We start from the raw sequence: 24,989 nt of genomic DNA, 5'->3' as shown, positions 1-24,989 counted from the left end.
TCGGGGCTGACGCGTCTTTTCCGTTGACTTGCCGGCCAGTGATTTGTCGTGATTATCCGTCAAAACCGGTCTTTCCGGCGATGGCGGCGTCACCCGGCGCTTTTTGCCGCTCACGCGCCCGGGTACGCTGCGCGCCAAAAGCGCCATGCCTTTTGCCAGCTCCTTGATCACCTTTGGCGACATTTATGCAACACGCTGAAACCCATTGATATGTCCTTAAAAATTGACATATTTTTTGACAAGGGTTTTTCAGGACTGCCCCGATTTTTTGAGGTGAAGGAGGACGGCATCTTGATACAGTAATCCGCCGCGCTTGAAAAGCCTTTGGGCCAAAGGGAACAGCCATGGGAGCGGCCTTTTCTGACGTCTGCGCCAAACCATGAAAGCAGCGGGCTGCGGGGCGGGGCTGCCCGACGCCGCATGGTTTTCAATGCGGGCCTGTCATGGATTCGCGCGGGAGGGGGAGGGCGTCGCTGAGAAAATCAGGCAACAAATTTGGAAAATCAGTCATTTTTCTTTCACGACTTTCCGCCTATATAAACTGCATGAATACATTGATTTCACGGAGGCAGCATGAACAGCCGAAAAGATGCCATGACATTGGGACGCCGCCAGTTTCTCGCCGGGGGGCTGGCTCTCGGAGCCGCCGCTCTTCTGTCCCGTTCCTTGAGCGGCGCGGCGTATGCCGCCGATGCAAACACAACGGCCGCTGCCTCGGAACCACGGCGGAACAAACAGATGGAACATCGCAAGCTCGGCTCGCTGGAGGTTTCCGCCATCGGCCTGGGCTGCCTGCCCATGGTGGGATATTACGGCGGCGCATATGAAAAAAAGGACATGATCGCCCTGATTCGCCGGGCCTTTGAAAGCGGCGTGACCTTTTTCGACACCGCCGAGGTGTACGGCCCCTATACCAGTGAGGAATGGGTAGGGGAAGCTCTCGCCCCCGTCCGCAATCAGGTCAAAATCGCCACCAAGTTCGGTTTTGGCGTTGAGGAAAAACAGCCCACAGCCCTGAACAGCAAACCCGACCACATTCGCCGGGCGGTGGAAGGCTCCCTGAAGCGTCTGCGCACCGATCATATCGACCTTTTGTATCAGCACCGCGTTGATCCGCGGGTTCCGATGGAGGATGTCGCCGGAACGGTGAAAGAGCTGATTCAGGAAGGGAAGGCGCTGCATTTCGGTTTGTCCGAGGCAAGCGCCAATTCCATTCGCAGGGCGCATGCCGTGCAGCCGGTGAGCGCCGTTCAGAGCGAATACTCCCTTCTGTGGCGGGAGCCGGAAAGCAAGATTTTCCCCACATTGCGGGAACTCGGCATCGGCCTTGTGCCGTACTGCCCTCTGGGGCGGGGCTTCCTTACCGGGGCCATCAATGAAAACAGCCGGTTCACCACGGGGCGGCTTGCCACCCTGCCGCAGTTCACGCCGGAAGCCCTGAAACACAACATGCCTCTGCCAAACCTGGTTCGAGAATGGGCCGCGCGCAAAAACTGCACCATGTCCCAGTTCTCCCTTGCCTGGCTGCTGGCCCAGGCCCCCTGGGTCGCTCCCATACCCGGTACGACAAACCCGGCTCATCTTGACGATTTTTTGGGAGCCGCATCCGTCAGCCTGTCGCCTGCGGAGCTGCGTGAATTCGAGTCCGCCTATGCCAAAATCAAGCTCATGGGGCATCGCGCTGACCCGTTCACGGAAAGCCAGATTGATAAGTAGACCGTCCGTACCTGAACGGAGCATGCTCATGGACAAGGCATGAGGCTCAGACCTCATGAAAAAATACGTTATGGATTTTGCCTGAAGGACAGTCAGATGCGCATGACGCTGAAAACCGTGACAGACATGCTCATGGGCATTCTGCTTCTTCTGCTCATGGCAGACCGCCATACGGGCAACGCCGTTCACGAGGGGCTGGGCGTGGCCCTGGCCGTGGCCTTTTTGCTGCACGCATGGCTGAACCGCGCCTGGTACAAGACGCTGGCAAGAGGGCGCTACAACCTTGCCCGCATGACCCGGCTTGCGCTGAATGGGCTTCTGCTTCTGGCCTTCATGGGCACATTGGCGAGCGCCCTTCCCATCTCGCGGACAGTTTTTTCCCTGTCGGGATTCAGGGGGGAACTCTTTGCCAGGGCCGTCCATGTATGTTGCGCCCACTGGTGTTTTCTGCTCGCGGCGGCGCATTGCGGAATGTACGGCAAAAGTCTGGACGCGACGCCGGGGCGGCGGGGCCGCTTCCCGCTTCCGCCCCCGCGGGAGAGCGCGTCATGGCTTCTGTATATTGCGCTTGCCGGTTATGGGGCATGGGTTTTCCTGTCCAGAGAGCTGATGCATCCCCTGAGCATGAACGGCGCGTTCATGCTGTGGAATGAAAATGAGCGCGCGCTTTTCTTGCTGCTGGATTACGGGGCGCTCTTCCTGCTGTGCGCATGGACATTCCGCGCTTTTTCCTCCCTGTCGCCGCGTCAGGGAAAGGGCGAGGCGCGCTTCCGGCAACGCGCTGACAGGCTGTTTTTCATGGTCGGCAGGGCGTGGGGCGTCGCGCGTCTGCCCCGTGTTTTCCCCTTCGCTCCCGCCATACATTCCACGCGTCGGATGCCCGGTTTACCCACCCAGGAGGTTTTTGATGAAAAATTCCCGGATAACGCGCCTGACAGCCTTTCTGTTTGCGGCGTTGATGACCCTTTCACTGACAGCGAATGCGACGTCGATCCCCGCAGCGGAATCTGAACGAAACAACGGAGCGAAAGTTATGGACAGGGTTCAGTTGACGGAAAAGAACAGACAGAAGTTTCTCGGCGACTCGCAGTCCTCGCTGTCAAAGACTGACGCCGACCTTGTTGCCATGAAGGAACGCCTTCTCTATGGCGAAATCGCCGAGCGCGGAACGCTGAACGATCACCAGAGAATGCTCGTCACACTGGTCGCGCTTACCGCGAGCCAGACGCTCGACGACATGAAGGCCCAGACGGAGGCGGCCTTGCGCGTCGGGCTCAGCCCCGTGGAAATCAAGGAGGCTTTGTATCAGTGCGCGCCGTACGCAGGATTCCCCAGAACGGAAAGCGCGCTTCGCCTGGTCAATGAAGTCTTTGCCGAAAAGGGCATCGCCCTGCCTGTGGAAAGCCAGGCCACAGTCACGGAAGAAAGCCGCTTTCGGGATGGTCTGGCCGCGCAGAAGGCCATTTTCGGGGATGCCATTGACAAGATGCACGCAGCCGCCCCCGATGGCCAGAAGGACATCATGGTGAATTACCTCTCCGCATTCTGTTTCGGCGATTTCTATACGCGCGAAAGTCTGGATCTGAAGACCCGTGAACTTCTGACCTTTTCCATTGTCAGCGCGCTGGGCGGCTGCGAGGCGCAGGTCAAGGCCCATGTGCAGGGCAACGCCAATGTGGGCAACAGCAAGCAGAATCTTGTCGACGCCCTGGCCCAGATGCTGCCGTATATGGGCTTTCCGCGCACGTTGAACGCTCTTGGCTGCGTCAATGCCGTCCTGCGGGATTCCTGATGGGGCGCTGCGCGCGTCGCAGTCACATGGCCGAAATGAACAATCGGTCTGGACGCGCGGGGATTTTCCATGCGCGTGAGGCGCATTGAATGTCTCGCATTTTATCCCACACGCGTGAACGTCTTTTTGCATAAAGGAGATTCGCCATGAAACAACCCATAGTGTCAGCCCGCCATTTTTCCAGACGGAATTTTCTGAAATATGCCGTCGCGGGAACCCTCGCCGCCCACGCGGCTGCGTTTGCGAACGTCACGACCGCGTGGAGCGCCGACGCCAAAGGGGGCAATATGCTGATTCTCTATTTTTCACACTCTGGAAACACGCGCAAGGTGGCGGAACAGATTCACGGAAGCATTGGGGGAGACATGCTTGAACTCAAAACCGTCGTCCCCTATCCCCAGGACTATGATTCGGTGGTGGATCAGGCGCAGCGGGAACAGAAAAACAATGCCAGGCCGCGGATTGCCACGGAAATTCCGAATCTGGAAAAATATGATGTCATATTCATCGGTTTTCCCAACTGGTGGGGCTCCATGCCCATGCCATTTTTCACCCTGCTGGAAAAATACGATGTCGGCGACAGAACCATCATTCCGTTCTGTACGCATGAAGGCAGCCGCTTCGGCCGCAGCGAGCAGGATCTCAGGCGGCTTTGCCCGCGCGCGCGGCTGCTCAAAGGTTTTGAAACGCGTGGTTCAAGAGCCGCCGGGGCGCAAAAAAGCGTGGACGCCTGGCTGCGCGGGCTTGGCCTGCTGACCGGGTAAGCGAACCGCAGACATCCTGGACCCGTCAGAAAGCCTTTCCGACGGGTTCCCCGCCGGGGCGCGACCGCCTGCATGCTATGCGCTGCATCTTTTTCTGCTGATATCCCGGCGCGGAGGCTCGCCGAACATGCGCTTGTACTCCCGGTTGAACTGCGTCACGCTCTCATAGCCCACGGACAGCGCCGCGCTGGCCGCGCGTTCATTCTCCATGAGCATCAGGCGTTGCGCCTCATAGAGCCGCAACTGCTTGTGATACTGCAAGGGCTGAAGCCCGTGACGCTTTTGAAATGGCGGTGCAGGCTTGATATTGACATGCTGACCCGCCTGGCCAGGGCATCCATGCGCAGGGGGGTGGCGATATTTTGCTTCATGAGGGCAATGGCCTGAACAATCTGGTTGTTGCGTGAACCGCGCGTGTACAAGCCTTGCAGCACGCCTCCCTGCGGGCCGATAAGAAGCAGATAGTGCAGTTCGCGCATGACAATCGGCGCGCGGATGGCGATCTGCCCCGGTTTGTCCAGCAGTTCCGCCAGCCGCAGCACGGCTTCCAGAAAGTCCGGCTCCGCGTCGGCAACGGATACGCCCTGGCCTTCCATGAATGAAGGTCTTTCCTCCGGCGTCATTTCCATGATCAGATCGCCCAGAATCTGCCTGTCCAGATAAAAGAAAAGGGAAAGAAACGGTTTTTCCGGCGTGGGGTCGATAATGAAGGACGCGCTGGGCATGTCCACCCCGGAAACAAGGCACTGATTGGCCCGCACATGGTATTTCTGCGAGCCTACGATGGAATGCTTGCCGCCCTGAATGATGACCGACGCCAGCGGCTTTTCAAAACAGCGATCCGCACTGTCGGCCGATTCACGGCGCACCAGCGTCAGCCCGTTGATGGCGGAGGCGCGAATGCCCGGTTTTTTCATATGCCGCAGCATTATTGCTTTCAATCTTGCATTGATTTCCCGTATTTTTTTCTGCTGGTCGCCAGTCATGCGTCATGCCTCCCGCCGCGAAAGAAAGGAACCGCGTTTTCCGCGCCCGATAGCGGTTTTTTTCTACTATATTTCTTGTTTTTTGAACAGTCATTGGCACGATCAGGCAATTTTGGGGCAAGCCAGTGTCTGCTTTTGCAAGTGGGCGCCAGGCTCTTTCATAAACCGGCCCGACGTCATAAAAAAAGCATGCATGGCTTGCGAGGCATGGCCTTGTGAGACTATGGCGACATATCGCGAATGTGGAGGAGAATATGAAGGAATTTGCGGACGTGTTCCCGCGAGGCGGGGCGAATACGGCCTATGCCCGCTATTTCGTGGGCAACAGCTGGCTGAACATGCTTTCCACGGAAGGCGTGCTTATTGGCAACGTCACCTTTGAACCGGGTTGCCGGAACAACTGGCATACGCATCATGCCGCAAAGGGCGGCGGGCAGATACTGCTCTGCACCGCCGGGCGCGGCTGGTATCAGGAATGGGGAAAACCGGCCCGCGAGCTGCATCCCGGCGATGTGGCGCATATTCCCGCCGGCGTCAAACACTGGCACGGCGCGGCCAAAGACAGCTGGTTCGCGCATCTCGCCGTCGAGGTTCCGGGCGAAAACGTCAAAAATGAATGGCATGAACCCGTCAGCAATGAGGATTATGAGAAACTTCCCTAGAGTCCGCCTGCAAAAGCGGACTTCACACAATCCTTGCGGGTTGGCCTCTTGCTTTTGCGCTTAGGGGCTAGCGTGAGCTGTCCAGCACCACTTCCGCCTCGGGATGGGCCTGACGCAAGGCCTCGTGCATGGCGGCGGCATCGGCGAAAGCGCGGAATGGCCCCACTTTTTCATGCCCCGCGCCGGCGCTGTACCGCACATAATAGGCCAGGTCAGCCCTGAGCGGGGTGCCGCTTTCGTCGCTGACCACTTCCAGATTCACCTTGCCCACGCCGCGTTTGCTCAGGTCAAGCTGCTGGGCGGCGGCGTAAGAGAGGTCGATAATCCGGCCATGCACATAGGGGCCGCGATCCGTCACGCAGACCATGACGCTTTTGCCGTTGTGCTGATCCGTAACTTTGACCACCGTGCCCATCGGCAAGGTGCGGTGGGCCGCGGTGAAGGTATACATATCATAATCGACGCCGCTGGCCGTGACGCCGCCGTGAAAGTCGCGTCCGTACCAGGAGGCTTTGCCCGTCAGCAGTTCACTGCCCTGAGCCCGTTTGAGCCAGATTTCGCGGCTGTCCGCCTGCTGGCGGAGGTCGGCGGCTTTGCGCTGTTTTTTGCTTTTTGTGTTGCGGGCCTGCTTTTTGTGCGAATGCCTGTCTTTGCTGCTGACGGCGCGGTTTTTGCGCGCGGAGACTTTTTTGCTTTTTTGGGCGGAGTGGGATTTGGCTTCCATGCCGGATTTTCGGCTTTTGGCCTGGGAAGCGCTTTGTGAAGCCGCATCGGCGTTCATGGGGGCGACAAGGGCCAGGCAAAGAGCCAGGGCCACCCCTATGGAAAGCCAGCGTAAATACTTCATGATTGCTCCTTGGTTTGTGTTCGGGGCTGTCCGGTCTTTCTGAAAAACGCCGAACGGGCCGCGCCCGCGACCCTGACCCCGGAGGCTCGCCTGACGGCCTGAAACGCGTCCGCGCCATCCGCCACACGGGGAATGCCCTTTCCTATTGCCGAAACTATACCGCGAAAAAAAAGCTTCTGTCAAATCGGAGAAAGTTATTATTAGCAATCAGCCGGGGTAGCGCGTGCCGCGATGTCCAGCCGGGCGCGCGTTTTCCCGCCGAATGCGGCGTCAGGCTCAAAAAAACCCGCTCCATACCGGGGAGCGGGTTTCCCTGCTCCGCAAAGCGCTGCCCTATGAACGGTAGTCCGAGTTCAGCGTCACATACTCATGCCCGAGATCCGAGGCCTGGAAGGTGTAACCGCCGGGGCCGGCGCCCAGATCAATCTCCACCTCCACATCCCTGGCCTTGAGCAGCTCGGCCAGCCTTTCCTCCTGATCGTCATTGACCGGGCGGCCCAGACGGAAGCGCTCCACCCCGCAAAGGCGCAGTCCCACCCTGGCGGGGTCGAACCGCGCGCCGCTGTAGCCCACAGCCGTGACAATGCGCCCCCAATTGGCGTCGCCGCCGTAAATGGCCGTCTTGACCAACTGGGAATGGCCCACGCTGCGGGCCGCCAGCTCGGCGTCCCTGTCGTCACGCGCGCCGCGCACAGTGATATGGATGACCTTGCTTGCGCCTTCGCCGTCCATGACCAGCATGTGCGACACTGTGGCCAGAATGGCCGTCAGGGCTTCTTCCAGCGGGGCCAGATCCGCCTCAGCGCGGGCGGCCACGCCGGACGCGCCGTTGGCCAGGCCCAGAATGGTGTCGTTGGTGGAGGTGTCGCCGTCCACGCTGACCCGGTTGAAGGTCTTGTTCACGGCCCGGCCGAACATGGCCTGCCAGGGCGCGCGTTCCACGTCCGCGTCCGTGAGGGCCACGCAGAGCATGGTCGCCATATTGGGGCAGATCATGCCCGCCCCCTTGGCCATGACCGTCAGGCGCGCCACGCCGCCAGAGAGCGTGACCTCGCGGCTGGCGAATTTGGGAAAGGCGTCCGTTGTCATGAAGGCGCGGGTAAAGCCCTCGGCGTCGCGGCTGCCAAGACTCTGAACCAGGGCGGGCACAGCCTCGCGCCAGAGGTTCATCTTGAGGTGCGCCCCGATCACGCCGGTGGAAACGGGCAGAATTTCCCGAGCCTCAAGGCCCGTGGCTTCGGCCACCATCTTCTGGGTGGCCCGGCAGTTGTTCAGCCCTTCCTCGCCGGTGCAGGCGTTGGCCTGACCGGCGTTGGCCAGCACGGCGCGCGCCGTGCCCCATGTGCCGAGAATCTCCTGACAGACCAGCACCGGCGCGGCCTTGAACAGATTCTGGGTAAACATGCCGGCCAGCATGCAGGGCCTGTCGGAAACAATCAGGCCCAGGTCGTCGCGGCCCGCTTTCTTGAAGTTGGCCGCCGCGGCCCCGGCCCTGAAGCCCTTGGGCAAATCATTGGTCATATGCGCCTCACTGGAGCGGAGGTTTGTGGTCTTTTGCATGTAAATCGCGGGAATTCCGCACTATGGCAAAATTCCCGCGAGTTGTGACTGTAGCGCGAAATGCAGGTTCTTGTTCACCGGCTGACGCAGCCGGCGGCAAAAAAGCTCAGCTTACGATTTGGCCTTCTGAATTTCCTCGGCCAGGGCCGCGGGCACACGCTCATAATGATCAAACTGCATGGTGAAGGTGGCGCGACCCTGGGTGCGCGAACGCAGGTCCGTGGCATAGCCGAACATGGAAGCCAGGGGCACCTGGGCGCGGACGCTCTGCGCGCCGCCGGCGCGGGCCTCCATGCTCTGCACGCGACCGCGACGCCCGTTGAGATCGCCCATGACGTCGCCCAGATATTCTTCGGGCGTAACCACTTCCACGTCCATGATGGGTTCCAGCAGCACCGGCCCGGCCTTGTGCATGGCATCCTTGATGGCCATGGAACCGGCCACATAAAAGGCCTGCTCCGAGGAGTCCACCTCGTGATAGGAGCCGAACACCAGATTGACCTTGAGATCCACGCAGGGGAAGCCCGCCAGCACGCCGGACTTCATGGCGTCCTGAATGCCCTTGTCGATGGCGGGAATATATTCTTTGGGAATCACGCCGCCGGTGATGGAATTGATGAACTCATAGCCCTTGCCGGGGTTCGGTTCCACCTCGATGACGCAGTGACCGTACTGGCCGCGGCCGCCGGACTGTTTGGCATGCTTCATGTCCGACTTGGAAGGCTTGGAGATGGTTTCGCGGTAGGCCACCTGGGGCTTGCCCACATTGGCGTTGACGTTGAATTCGCGAGTCAGGCGGTCCACGATGATTTCCAGATGCAGTTCGCCCATGCCGGCGATAAGGGTCTGGTTGGTTTCCTCGTCGCCCTTGACGCGGAAAGAGGGGTCTTCCTTGGCCAGCTTGTTCAGGGCGGCGGAAAGAGCGTCGCGGTCGGCCTTGGTTTTGGGCTCGATGGCCACTTCAATGACGGGTTCGGGAATGTTCAGGGACTCCAGAACCACTTCGCGCTTTTCGTCGCAGAGGGTATCGCCGGTGGAGGCGTTTTTCAGGCCCACCAGGGCCACAATGTCGCCCGCGCCGGCCCACTTGATGTCTTCGCGCTTGTTGGCGTGCATTTTGAGAATGCGGCCGATGCGTTCCTTCTTGCCGGTGTTGGCGTTGTACACGCTGGTGCCCGATTCCAGGCAGCCGGAATAGATGCGGAAGAAAGAAAGGTGGCCGATGAAGGGGTCGGAAAAGAGCTTGAAGACCAGGCCGGCCAGGGGCTCCTTGTCGTCGCAGCGGCATTCGATGATTTCGTCTTCCTTGCCGGGCACATGGCCGCTCATGGGCGGAATGTCCACAGGCGAGGGCAGGTAGTCCACCGTGGCGTCCAGCAGGGGCTGCACGCCCATATTGCGGAAGGCGGAACCGCAGAGCACGGGCACGATATTGCGGGCAATGGTGGCCTTGCGAATGCAGGAGATGATTTCCTCTTCACTGAGGCTTTCGCCGCCCAGATATTTTTCAAGCAGGGCTTCGTCCTCTTCGGCCACGGCTTCCAGCAGTTCGTGATGCTTTTCGTCAAAAAGCTCGCGCATGTCGGCGGGCACGTCTTCCACGACAAATTCGGCGCCCTTGGTGCTCTTGTCGAAACGGATGGCCTTGCCGCGCACCAGGTCCACCACGCCTTCAAACTTGTCTTCGGCGCCGATGGGCAGTTGCAGGGGCACGGCCTTGGCGCCCAGACGTTCGTGAATCATGCCCACGCAACGGAAAAAGTTGGCGCCGATGCGGTCCATCTTGTTCACGAAACAGATGCGCGGCACATGGTAACGGTCGGCCTGCCGCCAGACCGTTTCGGACTGCGGCTCCACGCCGGCCACGGCGTCAAACACGCAGACGGCGCCGTCAAGCACGCGCAGCGAACGCTCCACCTCAATGGTGAAGTCCACATGGCCGGGGGTGTCGATGATGTTGATGCGGCAGTCTTTCCAGAAGCAGGTGGTGGCGGCGGAAGTGATGGTGATGCCGCGCTCCTGCTCCTGCTCCATCCAGTCCATGGTGGATTCGCCGTCGTGGGTTTCGCCGATCTTGTGGGAAACGCCGGTGTAAAAAAGGATGCGCTCGGTAGTGGTGGTCTTGCCGGCGTCAATATGGGCCATGATGCCGATATTGCGCTGTTTGTCTACGGGAACAGTGCGGGACACGGTATTTCCTCCATACTGCGGAAGCGGTGGAGCCGACCGACGCCGCGCCCTTGCGGGCGCGGCGTCGGCGGCATGCGATTCTGATCGTGGGGGCCTTACCAGCGGTAGTGGGAGAAGGCCTTGTTGGCGTCGGCCATGCGGTGGGTGTCTTCGCGCTTTTTCACCGCACCGCCGCGACCGTTGTAGGCATCCAGCAGTTCGGCGGAAAGTTTGGCGGTCATCCCTTTTTCGCCGCGCGAACGGGAATAGTTGATCAGCCAGCGGATGGACAGGGAAACCTGACGCTCAGGGCGCACTTCCATGGGCACCTGATAGGTGGCGCCGCCCACGCGGCGGGCCTTGACCTCCATATGCGGCTTGACGTTGTCCAGAGCCTTTTCAAAGGCGCGCATGGGGTCTTCGCCGGTCTTTTCGGCCAAGGTTTCCAGAGAACTGTAAAAAATCTTTTCAGCCGCGCCTTTTTTGCCGTTATACATCAGCCGGTTCACGAACTTGGTGACCAGACGGCTGGAGTAGAGCGGATCGGGCAGCACTTCCCTCTTGGGAACAGAACCTTTACGGGGCATGGGGTTTCTCCTTCATGCGTGTCTTGCGGCGTCACCAACCCCGCGACGCGCCGGCGCCCAGCCTGAGGCGGGCAGCCGTGGCGCGGCGCATGGCGCACGCCGACGGATGGTTAGAGATGAACGGGATAAAGCCTACTTGGGCCGCTTGGCGCCGTACTTGGAACGGCTCTTGCGGCGATCCGCCACGCCGGAGGTGTCCAGAGTGCCGCGCACGATGTGGTAACGGACGCCGGGAAGGTCTTTCACACGGCCGCCGCGGATGATCACCACGGAGTGTTCTTGCAGGTTGTGGCCTTCGCCGGGGATGTAGGCCGTCACTTCAATGCCGTTGGTCAGGCGCACGCGGGCAACCTTGCGCAAGGCCGAGTTCGGCTTTTTCGGGGTGGTGGTGTAAACGCGGGTGCACACGCCGCGACGCTGCGGGCAGGCCTGCAGCGCCGGGGTTTTCTTGCGTTTCACCACGGCCTTCCGCTCAATGCGGATGAGCTGATTGATCGTGGGCATGTATTCCTCCATAAGGAACGGTTACACAGGGAAAACCTCAAGGGGTTGCACATAGCTCAGGCGGGGCTGGCTGTCAAGGGGCGCAGCAACGATCAGCGGGGGGCGCATGAAAAGCGGGGCCGCGCTTTCCCGCCGCCGGCCTCAAGGCCGCGAAGCTTCCCGACAGGGCGTCAGAAACGAGGCCCGCTCCTCGCGCACAATGCCCAGCGCCTCCTCTATCCGGGCCAGGGTCGGGCGGCCCTGGCCGCCGGCCAGCAGCCGCGACAGGCTGTCCACAATTTCCAGACGGGTCGCGGCAAAACGCGCGTCGCCGAGCAGGCCGCGCCGCGCCAGCAGTTCCACCACCTTGCCCTGGTTCGCGCCCAGGGCGGCGCGCGCCTGGTGGAGCGGCTCCAGCGTATCGCTTTCAGCGGCGGCCAGCACCATGACGGACGCGGTGTACAGACGCTCCAGAAAAAGGCCGTACAAATGCGCGCCCAGCAAACGCAAATCGGCCTCGCTTCGGGAGGCGGCGCGCAGCATGGCGCGTACCTGGGCCTCGCTGCGCCGCACGATGATTTCACGCCCGGCGGGGCCGGTGGGTTCCCGGGTCAGAATATCTTTTTCTTTCCGCGTCAGGGCGGGCAAGGCGGTTGCGGGGCTCAGCCTGCGCAAGAGGCGGTTTTCGCGCGCCGCGTCCTCGGCCTTGCCGAAGAAGAGGGCGCACGCCTGATCCGAGGCCACCATGCCGCTGAGCGCCGCCGCCTGATCCCAATCGCCGGGCTGGGGGCACACGTCGTCGGGCACGGCCAGTTCAGGCTGATAGGTAAAGCCCGCGGCCTTGAGCAGACCGATCTCGTCCAGGCTCTGACGCAGGGCCCGGCTGTCCAGCCAGGGGCGCATCTCTCCGACCACGACCGCCGGTTCGGCCCGGTCGCCGACCGTGGAGGGGGCGAGGGGCGGCAGGGCAATGAGCTCTTCCAGACCGGAAGCGGGATCAGCCGGGTCCGGCGCATGGGCGGCCCCCCGGTTCCACTCCGAAGCCGGAGTCCCCGCCTGGCTCTCCACAGCCACATTGCCCCCGGCACGCCACAGAGAGCGCCCGCCCGGAGTTTCCCCCGCCGTCGAAGCGGACGCGCCAGGCCCGGCGGCCCGCGCTGGCGCAAGGCTCGCGCCCAGGCACAGGGCGAGACAGAAAATCGCCACGGAACACGAAACGCGGAATACGAAACGCGGCATGCCTCCTCCGGTGGACGCGCTATGGATGACGCGGCCCGGCCCTATCCGAACCGGGCCGCATGATGGGAACTCACGACGTTTTTCTGGAAGTCGTCCCACGATTCATACGGGATCTTCCTCCAGAGCCTCGGCAAAGCGTGCCCGCAGGGCCAGCAATTTGCCCTTGGCGTCCAGCAGCTGCCCGGCGCGCTGGCGCTCGCGCTCCACCACTTCGGCCGGGGCGCGGCTCACAAAGCTTTCATTGCTCAGCTTCATGTTCACGCCCACCACATCTTTTTCCAGCCTGGCCAGCTCCTTGTCCAGGCGGGCCAGCTCGCCGGCCAGGTCCACGGCCCCGCGCAGGGGCACAATGACCTGACAGCCCTGAACCACGGCCGAGGCCGACGCTTTGGGCGCGCGCACCGCCGCCCCTGTTTCCAGAGATTCCAGGCGGGCCAGCGTGGTTATCAGCGTCCGGTTTTCCTCCAGCAGAGCGGCCTGAGCCTCATCCACGGGATGCAGCAGCAGAGCCACCCTGTGGCCGGGGCTGATGCCCAGCTCGGCCTTGATGGTGCGCACGGCCACAATCACGCCCTGAATCAGCTCCATGCGGCCGGCTTCGACCGGGCGCGCGCAAGCGGGCCGCGAGGGCGGGTACGGCTCCAGGGCCAGATCGGTGGGTTCTCCCCCGGCGGGCGCGGGCAAGGCCCGCCATATCTCGGCGGTGACGAAAGGCATGATGGGGTGCAGCAGCACCAGCAGTTCGCGCAGCGCCAGCCAGAGCACATACTGGGCCGCGGCCTTGCGCGCGGGCTCATGGGCCGCGTCCGAAGCCATATCCGGTTTGATCAGCTCCAGATACCAGTCGCAGAACTCGTTCCAGAGAAATTTGTACCCAAGCTGGGCCGCGTCGTTAAAGCGATAGTCCGCGAGGGCCTGGTCCATCTCCAGCTTGACCGTTTCCAGACGGTGCAGAATCCACTGATGGTGCAGGCCCTCTATATGCTCCAGGCTCACGGGGTCGGGGGCCCGTTCCGGCAGGTTCATCAGGGCAAAGCGCGCGGCGTTCCAGAGCTTGTTCACAAAATGGCGGTAGCCTTCGATGCGCTCTTCGGACAGGCGGATATCCCGCCCCATGGCCGCAAATGAAGTCAGCGTGAAGCGCAGGGCGTCACAGCCGTATTTTTCGATCATCAGCAGCGGGTCAATGACGTTGCCCGTGGATTTGGACATCTTGCGGCCCGTGGCGTCGCGCACCAGAGCATGCAGATAGACGTCGCGGAAAGGCGGGCGCTTCATGAAATGCTGCCCCATCATCATCATGCGGGCCACCCAGAAGAAAATGATGTCAAAGCCCGTGACCAGCACCGCGGTGGGATACCAGCGCTCCAGCTCTTTGCTCTGTTCCGGCCAGCCCATGGTGGAGAACGGCCAGAGCGACGAGGAAAACCAGGTATCCAGCACATCCTCGTCCTGCTCCAGATGGCCCGAACCGCAGGCGGGGCAGACATCCGGCGTCTTTTCGGCCACGGTCAGCCTGCCGCAGGCCTTGCAGGTCCAGGCCGGGATGCGGTGGCCCCACCAGATCTGGCGGCTGATGCACCAGTCGCGGATGTTGTCCAGCCAGTGATAATAGGTTTTGAGCCAGGATTCGGGAAAGATTCTGGTCAGCTCCGGCACGGCGGCGCGCGCGGCGGGGGCCATCCTGGAGGCGGCCACAAACCACTGGGTGGAAACGTGCGGCTCCACCACCGTATGGCAGCGGTAGCAGCGCCCCACGGCGTGTTCCAGCTCGGCCACGCCCACAAGATCGCCGGCGGCCTTGATGTCGGCCACGATTTTTTCCCTGCATTCCTGCTTGGAAAGGCCCGCATACGGCCCGGCCTCGGCCTTCATCACGCCGTTTTCATCAATGACCTGCACAAATTCCAGACGGTGCTTTCTGCCCAGCATCCAGTCGTTGTGATCATGGCAGGGCGTCACCTTCAGCGCGCCGGTGCCGAACTCCCTGTCCACATAGCTGTCCGCGATGATCGGCACCTCGCGGCCGAGCACGGGCACGCGCGCGGTCTTGCCCACCAGGCCGGCGTAGCGCTCGTCTTCAGGATGCACGCAGATGGCCGTGTCGCCGGGGATGGTCTCCGGCCGGGTGGTGGCAATGACAATGGCGCCGGAACCGTCAGTGAGGTGGTAGCGCACGCGCCAGAGATGGCCCTTGCCCGGCTCGTGCTCCACCTCGTCGTCGGCCAGGGCGGTATGGCAGCGCGAACACCAGTTGATGATGTAATCGCCCTTGTAGATCAGGCCCTCATTGTACAATTGCACGAAAACCTTGCGCACCGCGGCCGAAAGACCCTCATCCATGGTAAAGCGCAGGCGGGTCCAGTCCACGGAAGCGCCCAGGGCGCGGATCTGATCCAGAATACGGTGGCCGTAGTCCTCGCGCCATTTCCAGACCCGCTCCACAAAGGCTTCGCGCCCCAGATCGCGGCGGGTTTTGCCCTCTTTGGCCAGGGCGCGCTCCACCACGTTCTGGGTGGCGATGCCCGCATGATCCGTGCCCGGCGTCCACAGCACGTTTTTGCCCTTCTGGCGGGCGTGGCGGCACAGCACGTCGATGAGCGTGAGGTTCAGCGCATGGCCTATATGCAGGGCCCCGGTGACGTTGGGCGGCGGAATGACGATGGAATAGGGCTCGCCGGGCGCATCCGGATCGGGCGTGAAGGTTTTTGCCTCTTCCCAGCGCTTGCGCCACCGGGCTTCCACGTCATGGGGCTCATAGCCCTTGGGGAGGGTATCCGCCATCTTGCTTTCTCCGTAAAAGGCGGCGATAGTGCGGGCCTATGCAGCCCGCGCAGCCAATCCATATACTCTGGGACGCGTCCCACATCTGGGGCCTGATGGCCTGGCGCGCGCTGCGCGCGCTGGGGCTGCCATGCCGTCTGGTTAAGGGTCAAGAAATAGCCGAAGGCGCGCTTTTAGGCAAGCTTGGCCCCCCTGGGGCCGCCGGACGCGCCGCGCCGCCGCTGCTGGTGGCGCCCGGCGGCAACGCCCGGCTCAAGGCGCTGGCGCTGGGCGAGGCGGGACGCGCCGCCATACGCGCCTACCTGGAGCAGGGGGGGGCCTATCTGGGGTTTTGCGGCGGCGCGGGCCTGGCCCTCAGCCACCGCGACCCGCGCGAGGGCCTGCAACTCTGCCCCTGGTCGCGCGCCGCCTATCCCCAGCGCCTGCACCATCTGATTTCCGGTCATGTGCGGGTGCGGGCCAGCTTTGGCGACGAACTGGCCCCGCCACCAAGCGCCCGCGCGCGGGAGGGCGCGCTCCTTTCCCTGCCGGTCTGGTGGCCGGGGCGCTTCGCGGCGGAAGAGACGGAAGAGGTGCGCGTTCTGGCGGCCTATGCCGCGCCGGACGCGGACTTCTGGCTGGCGGATATGCCCCTGCAGCGCATCCCGGCGCATGTCTTCGAGACCTGGCAGGCCCTGTACGGGGTCAATCTGTCGGCGGATTTTCTGACCGACCAGCCCCTGGTGGTCTGCGGCGCGTATGGACGGGGCCGCTATGTGCTGAGCTATTCGCATCTGGAAACCCCGCAAAGCCCGGACGCCAACGCCTGGCTGTCCCATCTGCTGCGCCGCCTGGCCGGTCTGGAACCCCGGCGGGAAGATACGCCGGGCTGGGAACTGGACAAAGCCGTTCCGGCCTGGCCGGACGACACATCCGCCGCGCCTTTGCTGGACGCCCTGCGCCGCACGCGCGCCCTGCTGGATATGGCGGTGGAGCACCACCTTTTTTTCCGGCGCGCGCCCTGGCTCTGGGGCTGGCGCGCGGGCCTGCCTGGCGCGGCCTTCAACAATCTGCACGCGGCGCTTTGCACCGCCGTGGGCATGACGCCTTCAGAGCGGGCGCTGGAGTACTGGCGCGGCATTCGCCCCCGCTTTGCGGAACTGGCCGCCCTGTTCGCGGCCGGGGCCGAAGGCTATCTGCTGGCCCGACGCCTGGCCGAAACGCTCTCCCCCACATTGCCTGACGCCGTGGACAGGCGCGGCCTGGATAATCAGCGCGAGGCCCTGTTCGGTCACCCCATGCACGGCGGCGGCCTCATGGAAGAACTGCTGACCATGACGGAAGAGCTTATTTATCTGTCGCAGCCGGAGTGCGCCCCCACCCCTTGACGAAGGCGGATCATCCTGTCATTACGCCCTGCGGCCGGATGCCGAACATCCATGGCGAAGCGGGCGGACAGACGCGCAGGCGGATGCGCGGCCCGACGGCAAACGGCATATTCTGAACCGACGGAAGGCCCGCCTGGCCGCGGCCTCCGTCTTGTGAGGCGCATCGCATGCTGAGCGAAACAGTCAGACATTACGGCACGCTGGGCAAAGGCTTCAGCGCGCGCGACAATATCATCATCAAGGGAATGAAGGCCCTGCATGTGCTCGCGGCCACAGCCTGGGCGGGCGGCGCGCTTTCCATGCAGGCGCTCAGCTTTCTGCGGCTTTCGTCCGACGACCCGGCGTTTGCCGCGCAGGTGGCCGTATGCCTGCATTTTGTGGATACCTGGGTGGTCATGCCGGGGCTGGCGGGCTGCCTGCTGACGGGCCTTTTCTACTCCTGCTGCACGTCCATCGGCTTTTTCAGATTCGCCTGGATCGGCTACAAGTGGTTCATCAGCCTGTGCGCGGGCTTTTGGGGAACCATGTTCTGGGGGCCGTGGGGCGACGAGCTTGTCGCGCGGCTCGTTCCCCTGGGGCTGGACGGCGCGCTGCGCTTTGTGCGCGCCTGCGTTCTGCCTGAAAACATGTGGGCGGGGGCGTTGCAGCTGTGCATCATCCTTTCCATGTGCCTGATATCCTCGTACTGCCCTCTTTCCTTCCGCCCCGCGCGCGGCAAGGCGCGCTAGCCAGAGCGTTTCGCGCCTCCATCGGGGCGGTCGCGATTCGCTTGCGGCGGCAGGCGCAAAAAGACGTAATGTTTTTGCCGCCTTTTGCCTTGCCTTGATGAAAAGCGTCATTTCTTCGCCAGGCGCAAGCCTCGCGAGAGGCCACGCGGCATGACGCCCAGCGTCAAGGAACCGGAGCCGCATTGCGCGGCCCCGGTTCCTTGACGTTATGTGGACGGATTTCAGCCTTGCGCGGGCCACGGCCTCATGAAGACCGGGCCTGGTTGCCGTTCGGCGCGGCGGGCGTTGTTTTGCCCGCGCTGGTTTCTTCCTGCAACAGACGTTCGGTATTGACCACCGGGAAGCTCGGGCTCTTGCCCGGATCAGCCCAGCCCCCGCCCAGCGCCATGCACACGCTGACCACCGCGTTGAGGCGGTCGCGCAGGGCCGAGGCCAGTTGCAGCTCGGCGGAGAAGAGCTGGCGCTCGGCATCCAGCACCGTCAGGTAGTCGGTATAGCCGTTGTCGTATTGCAGGCGGGCGATGTCCACCGCGCGGCGCAGGCTTTCCACCTGAATCTGCATGCTGCGCACAATGGCGTCGGCCTCGCGCTGGGCGGTGAGCGAGGTGCGAATGTCCTGAAAGGCTGTCTGCACGGTTTTCAGATACACGGCGGTGGCGGCTTTCTTCTGCGCCTCGGCGTCTTTCAGGTTGTACCAGTTGTTGCCGAAGTCCAGGATGGGCAGGGTGCCGCTGGCGCCGTAGCTCCAGGCCGCGGACGGGTGGATGAAAAGATTGCCCACAGCCGCGCTGAGCGTGCCCAGCATGCCCGTCAGGGAGATGGAGGGGAAAAACTGGGCGCGCGCCACGCCGATATTGGCATTATACGCCATGATCAGGTATTCGGCGGCGCGCACGTCCGGGCGTCTTTCCAGCAGTTCCGAGGGCAGGCCGGCGGGCAGCACCGGGGGCGAGGGCAGCATGCCGATGGCCTTGCCGCGCGGCATGGCGCTGTTGATGATGTCGCGCGGCGAACGGCCCAGCAGCACGGCCAGCGCCGCTTCGGCCTGATCCACGGCCACGGTGCTGGTATGCACCTGCGCGCGGGCGGTTTCCACCTCGGCCCTGGCGCGCTGCCAGTCAAGCTCGGTTATGTCGCCCTGCTTGTAACGGCTGGTGTAGATGCCAAAGGCATCCTCACGGCTTTTCAGGGTGCGCCGGGCCGTATCCAGCTGCATGTCCAGAGCCAGCAGGGCGAAATAGCCCTGAGCCGTCTGCCCGGCCACGGAAAGCCGCAGGGCCTCATGCCCGACCACGCTGTTCATCAGCACGTCGCTGAGCATGGTGCGCCTGTTGCGGTACTTGCCCCAGAAATCCAGCTCCCAGGAGGCGTTGAGCGTTCCCTGATAGTTGGTATTGGTGCGGTCGGCCAGAGCGCTGTAATTGGCGACTCTGGTGGACGAACTCTGCGAGCTCGCGCCGCCGTCGGCGTTGACATGCGGGAACAGGGCGGACGTGGCCACGCCCACCTGCGCGGCGGCGGAATCTATTCTGGCCAGAGATTCGGCCAGGTCCTGATTGTTTTTCAATGCATCCTCGATCAGAGCGGTGAGCACGGGATCATTGAAGCGTGTCCACCAGTCCGTGTTCAGCGGCGCGGAGCCCATATCCACCCTGCGCCATTGATCGGGGATGTCCTGTTCGGGCCGCTCATAACGCGGCGCCAGCGAACAGGCGGAAAGCAGCAGGGCCAACGCCGCCGCCAGCGTCAGCGCGCGCGCCGCGGCCAGGGCCGAAGCCCTGCGGATTGCAGATGGGGCGTTCATATGTCCTCCGGGTCGTCGTCATAGCGGCTTTTGCCTTCATTGGGGTCTTTCTTGCCCTGCAATTTCAGCGAAAGCTGCATGATGCTCTTGAAGAAGTACGGCACAAAGAGCGTGGCGATGCAGGTGGCCGCCAGCATGCCGCCGATGACCGCCGTGCCGATGGCGTGGCGGCTGTTGGCGCCCGCGCCGGAACTGATGGCCAGAGGCACGCAGCCCAGAATGAAAGCCAGGGACGTCATCACGATGGGGCGGAAGCGCAGGCGCGAGGCGTGCATGGCGGCCACATCCAGGCTGCGGCCGTCTCGCCAGGAGTCCACGGCGAATTCCACGATCAGAATGGCGTTTTTGGCGGCCAGACCCACCAGCGTGACCAGCGCCACCTGAAAGTACACGTCGTTGGACAGATCACGGAACCAGGTGGCCGCCAGCGCGCCGAACACGCCAAAGGGCACGGCGGTGAGCACGGCCAGCGGCAGGGACCATGACTCGTACTGGGCGGCCAGAATCAGAAAGACCATGACCAGGGCCAGCACGAATATGGTGGTCGTGTCGGCGCTGGCCAGCTTTTCCTGAAGGGCCGAACCCACCCAGCCCAGGCTGAAGTCGTTGGGCAGCACCGCGGCGGCGGCCTGCTCCATTGCCTCCAGCGCCTGACCGGAGGAATAGCCCTCGGCCGGGTTGCCCATGACGTGCGCCGCCGGGAAGACGTTGTAACGTTCCATGACCTGGGGCGCGGTGCGGCGCTCCAGAGTCATGACGGCGGTGAGGGGAATCATCTCGCCCCTGTTGTTGCGCACAAAAACGTCGTTGAGCGATTCCGTCAGCATGCGGTCCGCGGCCTCGGACTGCATGCGCACCTGGAAGGTGCGGCCCATGTAGTTGAAGTCATTTATGTAGGTTGTGCCGAAAGTTGCGCCCATGGCCGTGAACACGTCGCTGACGTTCACGCCCATGTCTTTGCAGCGTTCGCGATCCAGATTGGCGTACAACTGCGGCGCGCCGGTGGAGAAGAGGTTGCGCACGCTGCCGATGGCCGGATACTTGGGCGTGCCGTCGGCTTTTCTGGACGTGGCCTCGGCCACCACCGCGTTGGCCTGGTTTTCCAGGTCATAGATGGTGCCGTCGCCGCGCATCTGGATGTAGCCCTCAAAACCGCCAGTGGTGCTCATGCCGCTGATGGGCGGCGGCGTGAAACCCATGACCACGGCTTCGGGCTGCATCATGGTCACGGCCATGACCTTCTGGGTCAGCGCGTCGGCGGACTGGCGTTCTTCCTTGCGTTCCTCCCACGGTTTGAGCGTGGCGAAGAAGGTGCCGTAATTGCTTTTTACCGCCATGGAGGTGATGTCCAGCCCGTTGATGGGCGAAAAACCCTTCACCGAGGAGTCATGAAGCACAAAGTCGCTGATCACGTCGGTCACGGCGCTGGTGCGGTGCTGGGAGGCGCCGTCGTCCAGAATGGCCATGCCCAGGATGTAGCCTTGGTCTTCATTGGGCACCAGGCCGCCGGGCACCACCTTGAGCAGCCAGACGATGACCACCACCATCAGACCGAACAGGGCCATGGCGCGCAGACCGGAGTCCTTGATAAAGCGCACGGCGCGCAGATAGCGGTGCGTCATGCGCCCGAAGGCGTAGTTGAACCAGACAAAGGCGCGCGGCGGCGTGTAGCTGTGCGCGTGGGGCTTGAGCAGCAGGGCGCAGAGCGACGGGGTGAGCGTCAGGGCCACAATGCCCGACAAGACCACGGAGACCGAAATGGTGATGGCGAACTGCTTGTACATCTGCCCCGCCAGGCCGCCCATGAACGACACGGGGATGAACACCGCGCAGAGCACCAGCACAATGGCGATGACCGGGGCCGTGACCTCGTTCATGGCCTTGGCGGTGGCCTCTCTGGGCGGCAGATGCTCGGAGCTCATGATGCGTTCCACGTTTTCCAGCACCACGATGGCGTCGTCCACCACAATGCCGATGGCCAGCACCATGCCGAAGAGCGTCAGGGTGTTGATGGAATAGCCCAGAGCATACATGCCCGCGAAGGTGCCGATAATGGAAACCGGCACGGCTATGCAGGGGATCAGGGTGGCCCGCCAGTTCTGAAGAAAGACATACACCACGATGAACACCAGAATCATGGCCTCCACCAGGGTGTTGATCACCTCCTTGATGGATTCCATAACGAAGTCGTTGGTATCCACCACCACTTCGTACGCCAGGCCGTCGGGCAGGGTTTTGGCTATTTCCTTCAGGCGCGCCGTCACCAGGTCGCCGGTGGCGATGGCGTTGGCGCCGGGCAGCAGATACACCGCGCCCATGCGGGCCACCATGCCGTTATATTTGCTGTCGACGCTGTAATCCTGCCCGCCCAGTTCAATGCGGGCCACATCCTTGAGGCGCAGCATGGCGCTGTCCTCGCCGGTACGGATGATGATTTCCCCAAATTCCTCCGGCGAAACCAGGCGGCCCTGGGCGTCTATCTTCCAGGTCAGCTGGGTGTCCGGGGGGGAGGGCATGTCCCCCAGGCTGCCGGGGGCGAACTGCGAGTTCTGATCCTGGATGGCCTGGGCCACCTCGCTCACCGTCAGGCCGTACTTGGCCAGCTTGTCCGGCTTGAGCCAGATGCGCATGGAGTAATCCATCGTGCCGAACACCGAGCAGTCGCCCACGCCGGGCACGCGCTTGAGCTCGTCCACCACGTTGACCTTCATCCAGTTGTGGATGTAGACCGCGTCGTAGCGTTCATCCGGCGAAAAATAGGCGAAAACCTGCAACATGGCCGGCGAGCGCTTGACCACGGTCACGCCCTGGCGGCGCACTTCTTCCGGCAGCAGGGTCTGGGCCAGGTTTACCTTGTTGTTGACGTTGACCAGGGCCATATCCGGATTGGTGCCCAGAGAAAAGTAAACGTTGATGGAGCCCTGGCCCGAACCCGACGAGGCTGTGGATGTCATGTAGAGCATGTTTTCCACGCCGTTGATGTTCACTTCCAGCGGGGCCAGCACCGTGGCGGAGATGGTTTCGGCAGAAGCGCCGGGATAGGACACGCTCACGTTGACCGTGGGCGGCACGAGGTCGGGATACTGGGCGATGGGCAGAGCCTTCATGGCCAGCGCGCCCACCAGGGTGATCACGATGGAAATGACGGCCGAGAGCACCGGCCGGCGCAAAAAGAGATTGGGCTTAGCGGAAGCGGCCATATGTACCTACTTTTGAGCGGCTGGCGTCTGAGCCTGCTGCTTTTGGGCGGCAGGTTCCTGCACGCGCACCTGGGTTCCGGGCCGGGCCTTGACCAGGCCCTCGCTGATGATCCTTTCGCCGCCCTTGAGGCCGGAATCCACCAGATAGCGGTCGCCCACGGCCACGCTGAGGGTGACGGGGATGGCGTATACCTTGTTGTCCTTGTCCAGACCCATGACCAGCGAGCCTTTCTGGGTCAGAAGAACGCATTTTTGCGGAATAAGCACGGCGTTTTTGAGTATGTCGCCTTCCATGTACAGGCGCACATACTGGCCGGGCATGATGTGGCCGTCGGCATTGTCAAAGACCGCGCGGGCCTTGATGACGCCCGTGCTGGGCTGCACCTGGCTGTCGATGAAAGTCACCTCGCCTTCGCCCTTGTACAGGGCGCCGTCCAGCAGGCGCAGCCGCGCCTTGTAGCGCCCGTTGTCGGGGAACTGCAAGCGCCCGGCGGCGGCCATCTGCTGGCGGCGCATGCGCTCGGGCGCGGCAATGGAAAAATCAATGTACATGGGGTCGGTCTGGTTTACATAGGTCAGCAGCGAATTGTTGCCCACCAGGTTGCCGGGGGTGAAGTTTTCCTTGCTGCTGTAGCCGGAAACAGGGGCGGTCACCTGGCAGTAGTCCAGATTGATTTTGGCCTGGCGCAATTCGGCCCTGGCGCTGTCGTAGGCGGCGCGGGCGGCGTCGCGGTCTTTCTGGGAGACGGCGTTCTTTTCATACAGCGGGCGGATGCGCCGCCATTCGCGTTCGGCATTGTTGAACTGCGCCTCGGCCTGCTGAACCCTGGCCTCGTACTGGTCGCGCTCCAGCTGGAACAGAAGCTGCCCCTGTTTCACGAAATCGCCTTCTTCATAGAGGCGCTTTTCAATAATGGCCTCCACTCTGGAGCGCACTTCCACAGCGCGCGAACCCGAAGCCTGGGCCTGATATTCGGCGGGCCAGGGCACATCGGCCACGGTTACGTCATACGCGCTTACCGGGGGCAGCATGCCCTGCGGGGCATTTTTGTCCTCGCCGCAACCGGCGAGGGCCAGGCAGAGGCCCAGAACGAAAGAAAGAGAAATGAGCGATTTTATGGTCATGCGGTACTCCGTTGCAAGCGGCGTCTTGGCGCGCGCTGAATAAACCCTTCCGGCCCGGCCCCAGATCGGGGAAGGCGCGTCCGCTCAGCGCGGACAGCGACCGACGCCGATGCCGTTGTGGCGTTGGCGCGGCGGTTCCGTCCCGCGTTGTTGAGTTTGAAATATGCGGCGGCGCGTCCGAAGGCCAGCCGGGCGAGCCTGCGGTCGGCTGGCCTTCGCCGAAAGGCGGACATGCCGGCGAACGGACTGCGCCCGCGCGGAACCAGGGCGCGGCCCCCGTGGGAGGGGGTTCAAACAGGCCCCTATAAAGCATACCCCAAGGAAAAAGGCAAGAAACGGGCCGGAAGAGGACGGAAAAGTTACCGCGAGAAATTTCCTGCTATTTCAGGTGGTTGTCATACCGTGTCCAATTTTTGTAACCCGCCGGAATAATAAATGAAAAATTTTTTCGGCGCGCGGCGTTCCCATCTGTAAAAAAAACGGCGCAAGGCCGGCGCGCACTCCGGCATGCCCGGTCGCGCGTTTTGCGCGCCTCAGCTCGTGGCGGCGCTTTCGTCCTCCAGCCGGGCGCGCATATGCCGCGCCTGCCGGCTGGCCATGTTCAGAAAAGCCACCCACCAGATGGAGTTTTTCAGCAGTTGGACACGCTGAAAACGGTGTCGCTCGTCGCCGGTGCGCAGGGAAGTGATTTCCAGCGTTTTTTCGCTGCCGATTTCGCTGAGAAAGGTGATGCGCATGGCCGCGCGCTGGATGGTTTTAAGCTCTTCGGACGAAAAAAGGGCAAGCACCTTGCCGCAAAGGTCGGTGGCCCGCAATGAGGTGGTAGGCTGTGTGGAGTCGCAGTCAAACGGATACGGCCGGTCGTTGAGCAGCAGATCCACCCTGGCGATGTTGGCCAAATTGATTTTGCTGCGATTGATCAGCTTGCTCTGGCGCAGCATGCGGTAATAAAAGGCCCCGTATTCCTCTGAAGCGCCGATGATCACCGTGGTTTGCACATCTGGAGAGAAAACGCCAATGCTGGCCGTCATGCGCGAGGCATCGGCAATGCCGGCCTTTTCCACAGCGATCAGATTTTGCAGGCGGGCCGCGCGGCGCTTGGTCTCCAGATACAGAAAAATCAGAAAGGCGATCAGCAACGCCCCTAAGATAGCTTCCATGCCGAGGATATCCCTT

Annotated in this window: 21 protein-coding genes; 6 read left to right on the top strand and 15 right to left on the bottom strand. The window is 62.5% G+C overall.

All coding sequences use genetic code 11. The annotated features are described in order from the left end of the window. Positions 1-52: 52 nt before the first annotated feature. On the bottom strand, positions 53-346 hold the full coding sequence (locus ACQRA4_RS00600) for a hypothetical protein (protein WP_427821133.1): 294 nt from the start codon (positions 344-346) through the stop codon (positions 53-55). A 227-nt stretch (positions 347-573) separates the two neighbouring features. Between ACQRA4_RS00600 and ACQRA4_RS00595 the strand changes: the two genes are divergently transcribed. After that, entirely contained in the window at positions 574-1,716 is a 1,143-nt protein-coding gene (locus ACQRA4_RS00595; protein ID WP_427821132.1) for an aldo/keto reductase, read from the top strand. A gap of 885 nt (positions 1,717-2,601) precedes the next feature. Here ACQRA4_RS00595 and ACQRA4_RS00590 read toward each other — a convergent pair. Then, the gene (locus ACQRA4_RS00590; protein ID WP_427821131.1) at positions 2,602-2,736 is read right to left on the bottom strand and encodes a ribonuclease P protein component; all 135 of its coding nucleotides are present in this window, start codon (positions 2,734-2,736) and stop codon (positions 2,602-2,604) included. A 13-nt stretch (positions 2,737-2,749) separates the two neighbouring features. Here ACQRA4_RS00590 and ACQRA4_RS00585 point away from each other — a divergent pair, with 13 nt between their 5' ends. Both ACQRA4_RS00585 and ACQRA4_RS00580 read left to right on the top strand, forming a co-directional pair. Further along, positions 2,750-3,508, top strand: coding sequence for a carboxymuconolactone decarboxylase family protein (locus tag ACQRA4_RS00585; protein WP_427821130.1), 759 nt, complete (start codon positions 2,750-2,752; stop codon positions 3,506-3,508). A gap of 146 nt (positions 3,509-3,654) precedes the next feature. Further along, positions 3,655-4,272 (top strand): flavodoxin, encoded by a 618-nt coding sequence (locus tag ACQRA4_RS00580; RefSeq protein WP_427821129.1) that lies wholly within the window; start codon positions 3,655-3,657, stop codon positions 4,270-4,272. Positions 4,273-4,347: 75 nt separating this feature from the next. Here ACQRA4_RS00580 and ACQRA4_RS00575 read toward each other — a convergent pair whose 3' ends face one another. Both ACQRA4_RS00575 and ACQRA4_RS00570 read right to left on the bottom strand, forming a co-directional pair. After that, positions 4,348-4,515, bottom strand: a complete 168-nt coding sequence (locus ACQRA4_RS00575; RefSeq protein WP_427821310.1) for a helix-turn-helix domain-containing protein — start codon at positions 4,513-4,515, stop codon at positions 4,348-4,350. Beyond that, positions 4,488-5,189, bottom strand: coding sequence for an AraC family transcriptional regulator N-terminal domain-containing protein (locus ACQRA4_RS00570; RefSeq protein ID WP_427821128.1), 702 nt, complete (start codon positions 5,187-5,189; stop codon positions 4,488-4,490). The genes ACQRA4_RS00575 and ACQRA4_RS00570 overlap by 28 nt, the downstream gene beginning before the upstream one ends. A 323-nt stretch (positions 5,190-5,512) precedes the next feature. Between ACQRA4_RS00570 and ACQRA4_RS00565 the strand changes: the two genes are divergently transcribed. Then, positions 5,513-5,920 carry a cupin domain-containing protein gene (locus ACQRA4_RS00565; RefSeq protein WP_427821127.1) on the top strand — a complete coding sequence of 136 codons (408 nt, stop codon included), beginning with the start codon at positions 5,513-5,515 and terminating at the stop codon, positions 5,918-5,920. A gap of 67 nt (positions 5,921-5,987) precedes the next feature. On the opposite strand, the gene ACQRA4_RS00560 is transcribed toward ACQRA4_RS00565, so the two are convergent. From ACQRA4_RS00560 to ACQRA4_RS00530, 7 genes are all read right to left on the bottom strand, one after another. Further along, positions 5,988-6,767: a septal ring lytic transglycosylase RlpA family protein gene (locus ACQRA4_RS00560; RefSeq protein ID WP_427821126.1), complete on the bottom strand. Its 780-nt coding sequence runs from the start codon at positions 6,765-6,767 to the stop codon at positions 5,988-5,990. 333 nt (positions 6,768-7,100) lie between these two features. Further along, entirely contained in the window at positions 7,101-8,288 is a 1,188-nt protein-coding gene (gene argJ, locus ACQRA4_RS00555) for a bifunctional glutamate N-acetyltransferase/amino-acid acetyltransferase ArgJ (protein WP_427821125.1), read from the bottom strand. 150 nt (positions 8,289-8,438) lie between these two features. Then, entirely contained in the window at positions 8,439-10,517 is a 2,079-nt protein-coding gene (fusA, locus tag ACQRA4_RS00550; RefSeq protein ID WP_427821124.1) for an elongation factor G, read from the bottom strand. A gap of 95 nt (positions 10,518-10,612) precedes the next feature. Continuing rightward, positions 10,613-11,083, bottom strand: a complete 471-nt coding sequence (gene rpsG / locus ACQRA4_RS00545) for a 30S ribosomal protein S7 (protein WP_427821123.1) — start codon at positions 11,081-11,083, stop codon at positions 10,613-10,615. A 132-nt stretch (positions 11,084-11,215) separates the two neighbouring features. Next, the gene (gene rpsL, locus ACQRA4_RS00540) at positions 11,216-11,587 is read right to left on the bottom strand and encodes a 30S ribosomal protein S12 (protein ID WP_008683436.1); all 372 of its coding nucleotides are present in this window, start codon (positions 11,585-11,587) and stop codon (positions 11,216-11,218) included. Between the two features lie 141 nt (positions 11,588-11,728). Further along, positions 11,729-12,805 carry a hypothetical protein gene (locus tag ACQRA4_RS00535; protein WP_427821122.1) on the bottom strand — a complete coding sequence of 359 codons (1,077 nt, stop codon included), beginning with the start codon at positions 12,803-12,805 and terminating at the stop codon, positions 11,729-11,731. Positions 12,806-12,907: 102 nt separating this feature from the next. Further along, entirely contained in the window at positions 12,908-15,589 is a 2,682-nt protein-coding gene (locus tag ACQRA4_RS00530) for a valine--tRNA ligase (protein WP_427821121.1), read from the bottom strand. A gap of 38 nt (positions 15,590-15,627) precedes the next feature. On the opposite strand from ACQRA4_RS00530, the gene ACQRA4_RS00525 reads away from it, so the two are divergent. Beyond that, complete coding sequence (locus ACQRA4_RS00525) at positions 15,628-16,956, top strand: BPL-N domain-containing protein (protein WP_427821120.1); 1,329 nt, start codon at positions 15,628-15,630, stop codon at positions 16,954-16,956. 167 nt (positions 16,957-17,123) lie between these two features. Beyond that, a complete protein-coding gene (locus ACQRA4_RS00520) occupies positions 17,124-17,684 on the top strand; it encodes a hypothetical protein (protein ID WP_427821119.1) in 561 nt (186 codons plus the stop codon). 244 nt (positions 17,685-17,928) lie between these two features. Here ACQRA4_RS00520 and ACQRA4_RS00515 read toward each other — a convergent pair whose 3' ends face one another. The 4 genes from ACQRA4_RS00515 to ACQRA4_RS00500 all read right to left on the bottom strand — a co-directional run bounded on the left by ACQRA4_RS00515 (position 17,929) and on the right by ACQRA4_RS00500 (position 24,973). Beyond that, positions 17,929-19,488 (bottom strand): efflux transporter outer membrane subunit, encoded by a 1,560-nt coding sequence (locus ACQRA4_RS00515; RefSeq protein WP_427821118.1) that lies wholly within the window; start codon positions 19,486-19,488, stop codon positions 17,929-17,931. Further along, positions 19,485-22,688, bottom strand: coding sequence for an efflux RND transporter permease subunit (locus tag ACQRA4_RS00510; RefSeq protein ID WP_427821117.1), 3,204 nt, complete (start codon positions 22,686-22,688; stop codon positions 19,485-19,487). Before ACQRA4_RS00510 ends, ACQRA4_RS00515 begins: the two co-directional genes overlap by 4 nt. A gap of 6 nt (positions 22,689-22,694) precedes the next feature. Next, positions 22,695-23,813, bottom strand: coding sequence for an efflux RND transporter periplasmic adaptor subunit (locus tag ACQRA4_RS00505; protein WP_427821116.1), 1,119 nt, complete (start codon positions 23,811-23,813; stop codon positions 22,695-22,697). A gap of 533 nt (positions 23,814-24,346) precedes the next feature. Further along, a complete protein-coding gene (locus ACQRA4_RS00500) occupies positions 24,347-24,973 on the bottom strand; it encodes a thioredoxin (protein WP_427821115.1) in 627 nt (208 codons plus the stop codon). Positions 24,974-24,989 lie beyond the last annotated feature (16 nt).

The sequence above is a fragment of the Desulfovibrio sp. SGI.169 genome, from assembly GCF_050313595.1.
Taxonomy (GTDB): Bacteria; Desulfobacterota; Desulfovibrionia; order Desulfovibrionales; family Desulfovibrionaceae; genus Desulfovibrio.
The sequence above is the reverse complement of the archived record's forward strand: the minus strand, read 5'-3'. Positions and strand labels throughout refer to the sequence as shown.

Bases quoted from the DNA above. Each gene is read 5' to 3' on its own strand.
- ACQRA4_RS00600 (WP_427821133.1), bottom strand. From the start codon at position 346: ATGGCTGTTCCCTTTGGCCCAAAGGCTTTTCAAGCGCGGCGGATTACT.
- ACQRA4_RS00595 (WP_427821132.1), top strand. From the start codon at position 574: ATGAACAGCCGAAAAGATGCCATGACATTGGGACGCCGCCAGTTTCTC.
- ACQRA4_RS00585 (WP_427821130.1), top strand. From the start codon at position 2,750: ATGGACAGGGTTCAGTTGACGGAAAAGAACAGACAGAAGTTTCTCGGC.
- ACQRA4_RS00580 (WP_427821129.1), top strand. From the start codon at position 3,655: ATGAAACAACCCATAGTGTCAGCCCGCCATTTTTCCAGACGGAATTTT.
- ACQRA4_RS00570 (WP_427821128.1), bottom strand. From the start codon at position 5,189: ATGAAAAAACCGGGCATTCGCGCCTCCGCCATCAACGGGCTGACGCTG.
- ACQRA4_RS00565 (WP_427821127.1), top strand. From the start codon at position 5,513: ATGAAGGAATTTGCGGACGTGTTCCCGCGAGGCGGGGCGAATACGGCC.
- ACQRA4_RS00560 (WP_427821126.1), bottom strand. From the start codon at position 6,767: ATGAAGTATTTACGCTGGCTTTCCATAGGGGTGGCCCTGGCTCTTTGC.
- argJ (WP_427821125.1), bottom strand. From the start codon at position 8,288: ATGACCAATGATTTGCCCAAGGGCTTCAGGGCCGGGGCCGCGGCGGCC.
- rpsG (WP_427821123.1), bottom strand. From the start codon at position 11,083: ATGCCCCGTAAAGGTTCTGTTCCCAAGAGGGAAGTGCTGCCCGATCCG.
- rpsL (WP_008683436.1), bottom strand. From the start codon at position 11,587: ATGCCCACGATCAATCAGCTCATCCGCATTGAGCGGAAGGCCGTGGTG.
- ACQRA4_RS00535 (WP_427821122.1), bottom strand. From the start codon at position 12,805: ATGCCGCGTTTCGTATTCCGCGTTTCGTGTTCCGTGGCGATTTTCTGT.
- ACQRA4_RS00530 (WP_427821121.1), bottom strand. From the start codon at position 15,589: ATGGCGGATACCCTCCCCAAGGGCTATGAGCCCCATGACGTGGAAGCC.
- ACQRA4_RS00525 (WP_427821120.1), top strand. From the start codon at position 15,628: ATGCAGCCCGCGCAGCCAATCCATATACTCTGGGACGCGTCCCACATC.
- ACQRA4_RS00520 (WP_427821119.1), top strand. From the start codon at position 17,124: ATGCTGAGCGAAACAGTCAGACATTACGGCACGCTGGGCAAAGGCTTC.
- ACQRA4_RS00515 (WP_427821118.1), bottom strand. From the start codon at position 19,488: ATGAACGCCCCATCTGCAATCCGCAGGGCTTCGGCCCTGGCCGCGGCG.
- ACQRA4_RS00510 (WP_427821117.1), bottom strand. From the start codon at position 22,688: ATGGCCGCTTCCGCTAAGCCCAATCTCTTTTTGCGCCGGCCGGTGCTC.
- ACQRA4_RS00505 (WP_427821116.1), bottom strand. From the start codon at position 23,813: ATGACCATAAAATCGCTCATTTCTCTTTCTTTCGTTCTGGGCCTCTGC.
- ACQRA4_RS00500 (WP_427821115.1), bottom strand. From the start codon at position 24,973: ATGGAAGCTATCTTAGGGGCGTTGCTGATCGCCTTTCTGATTTTTCTG.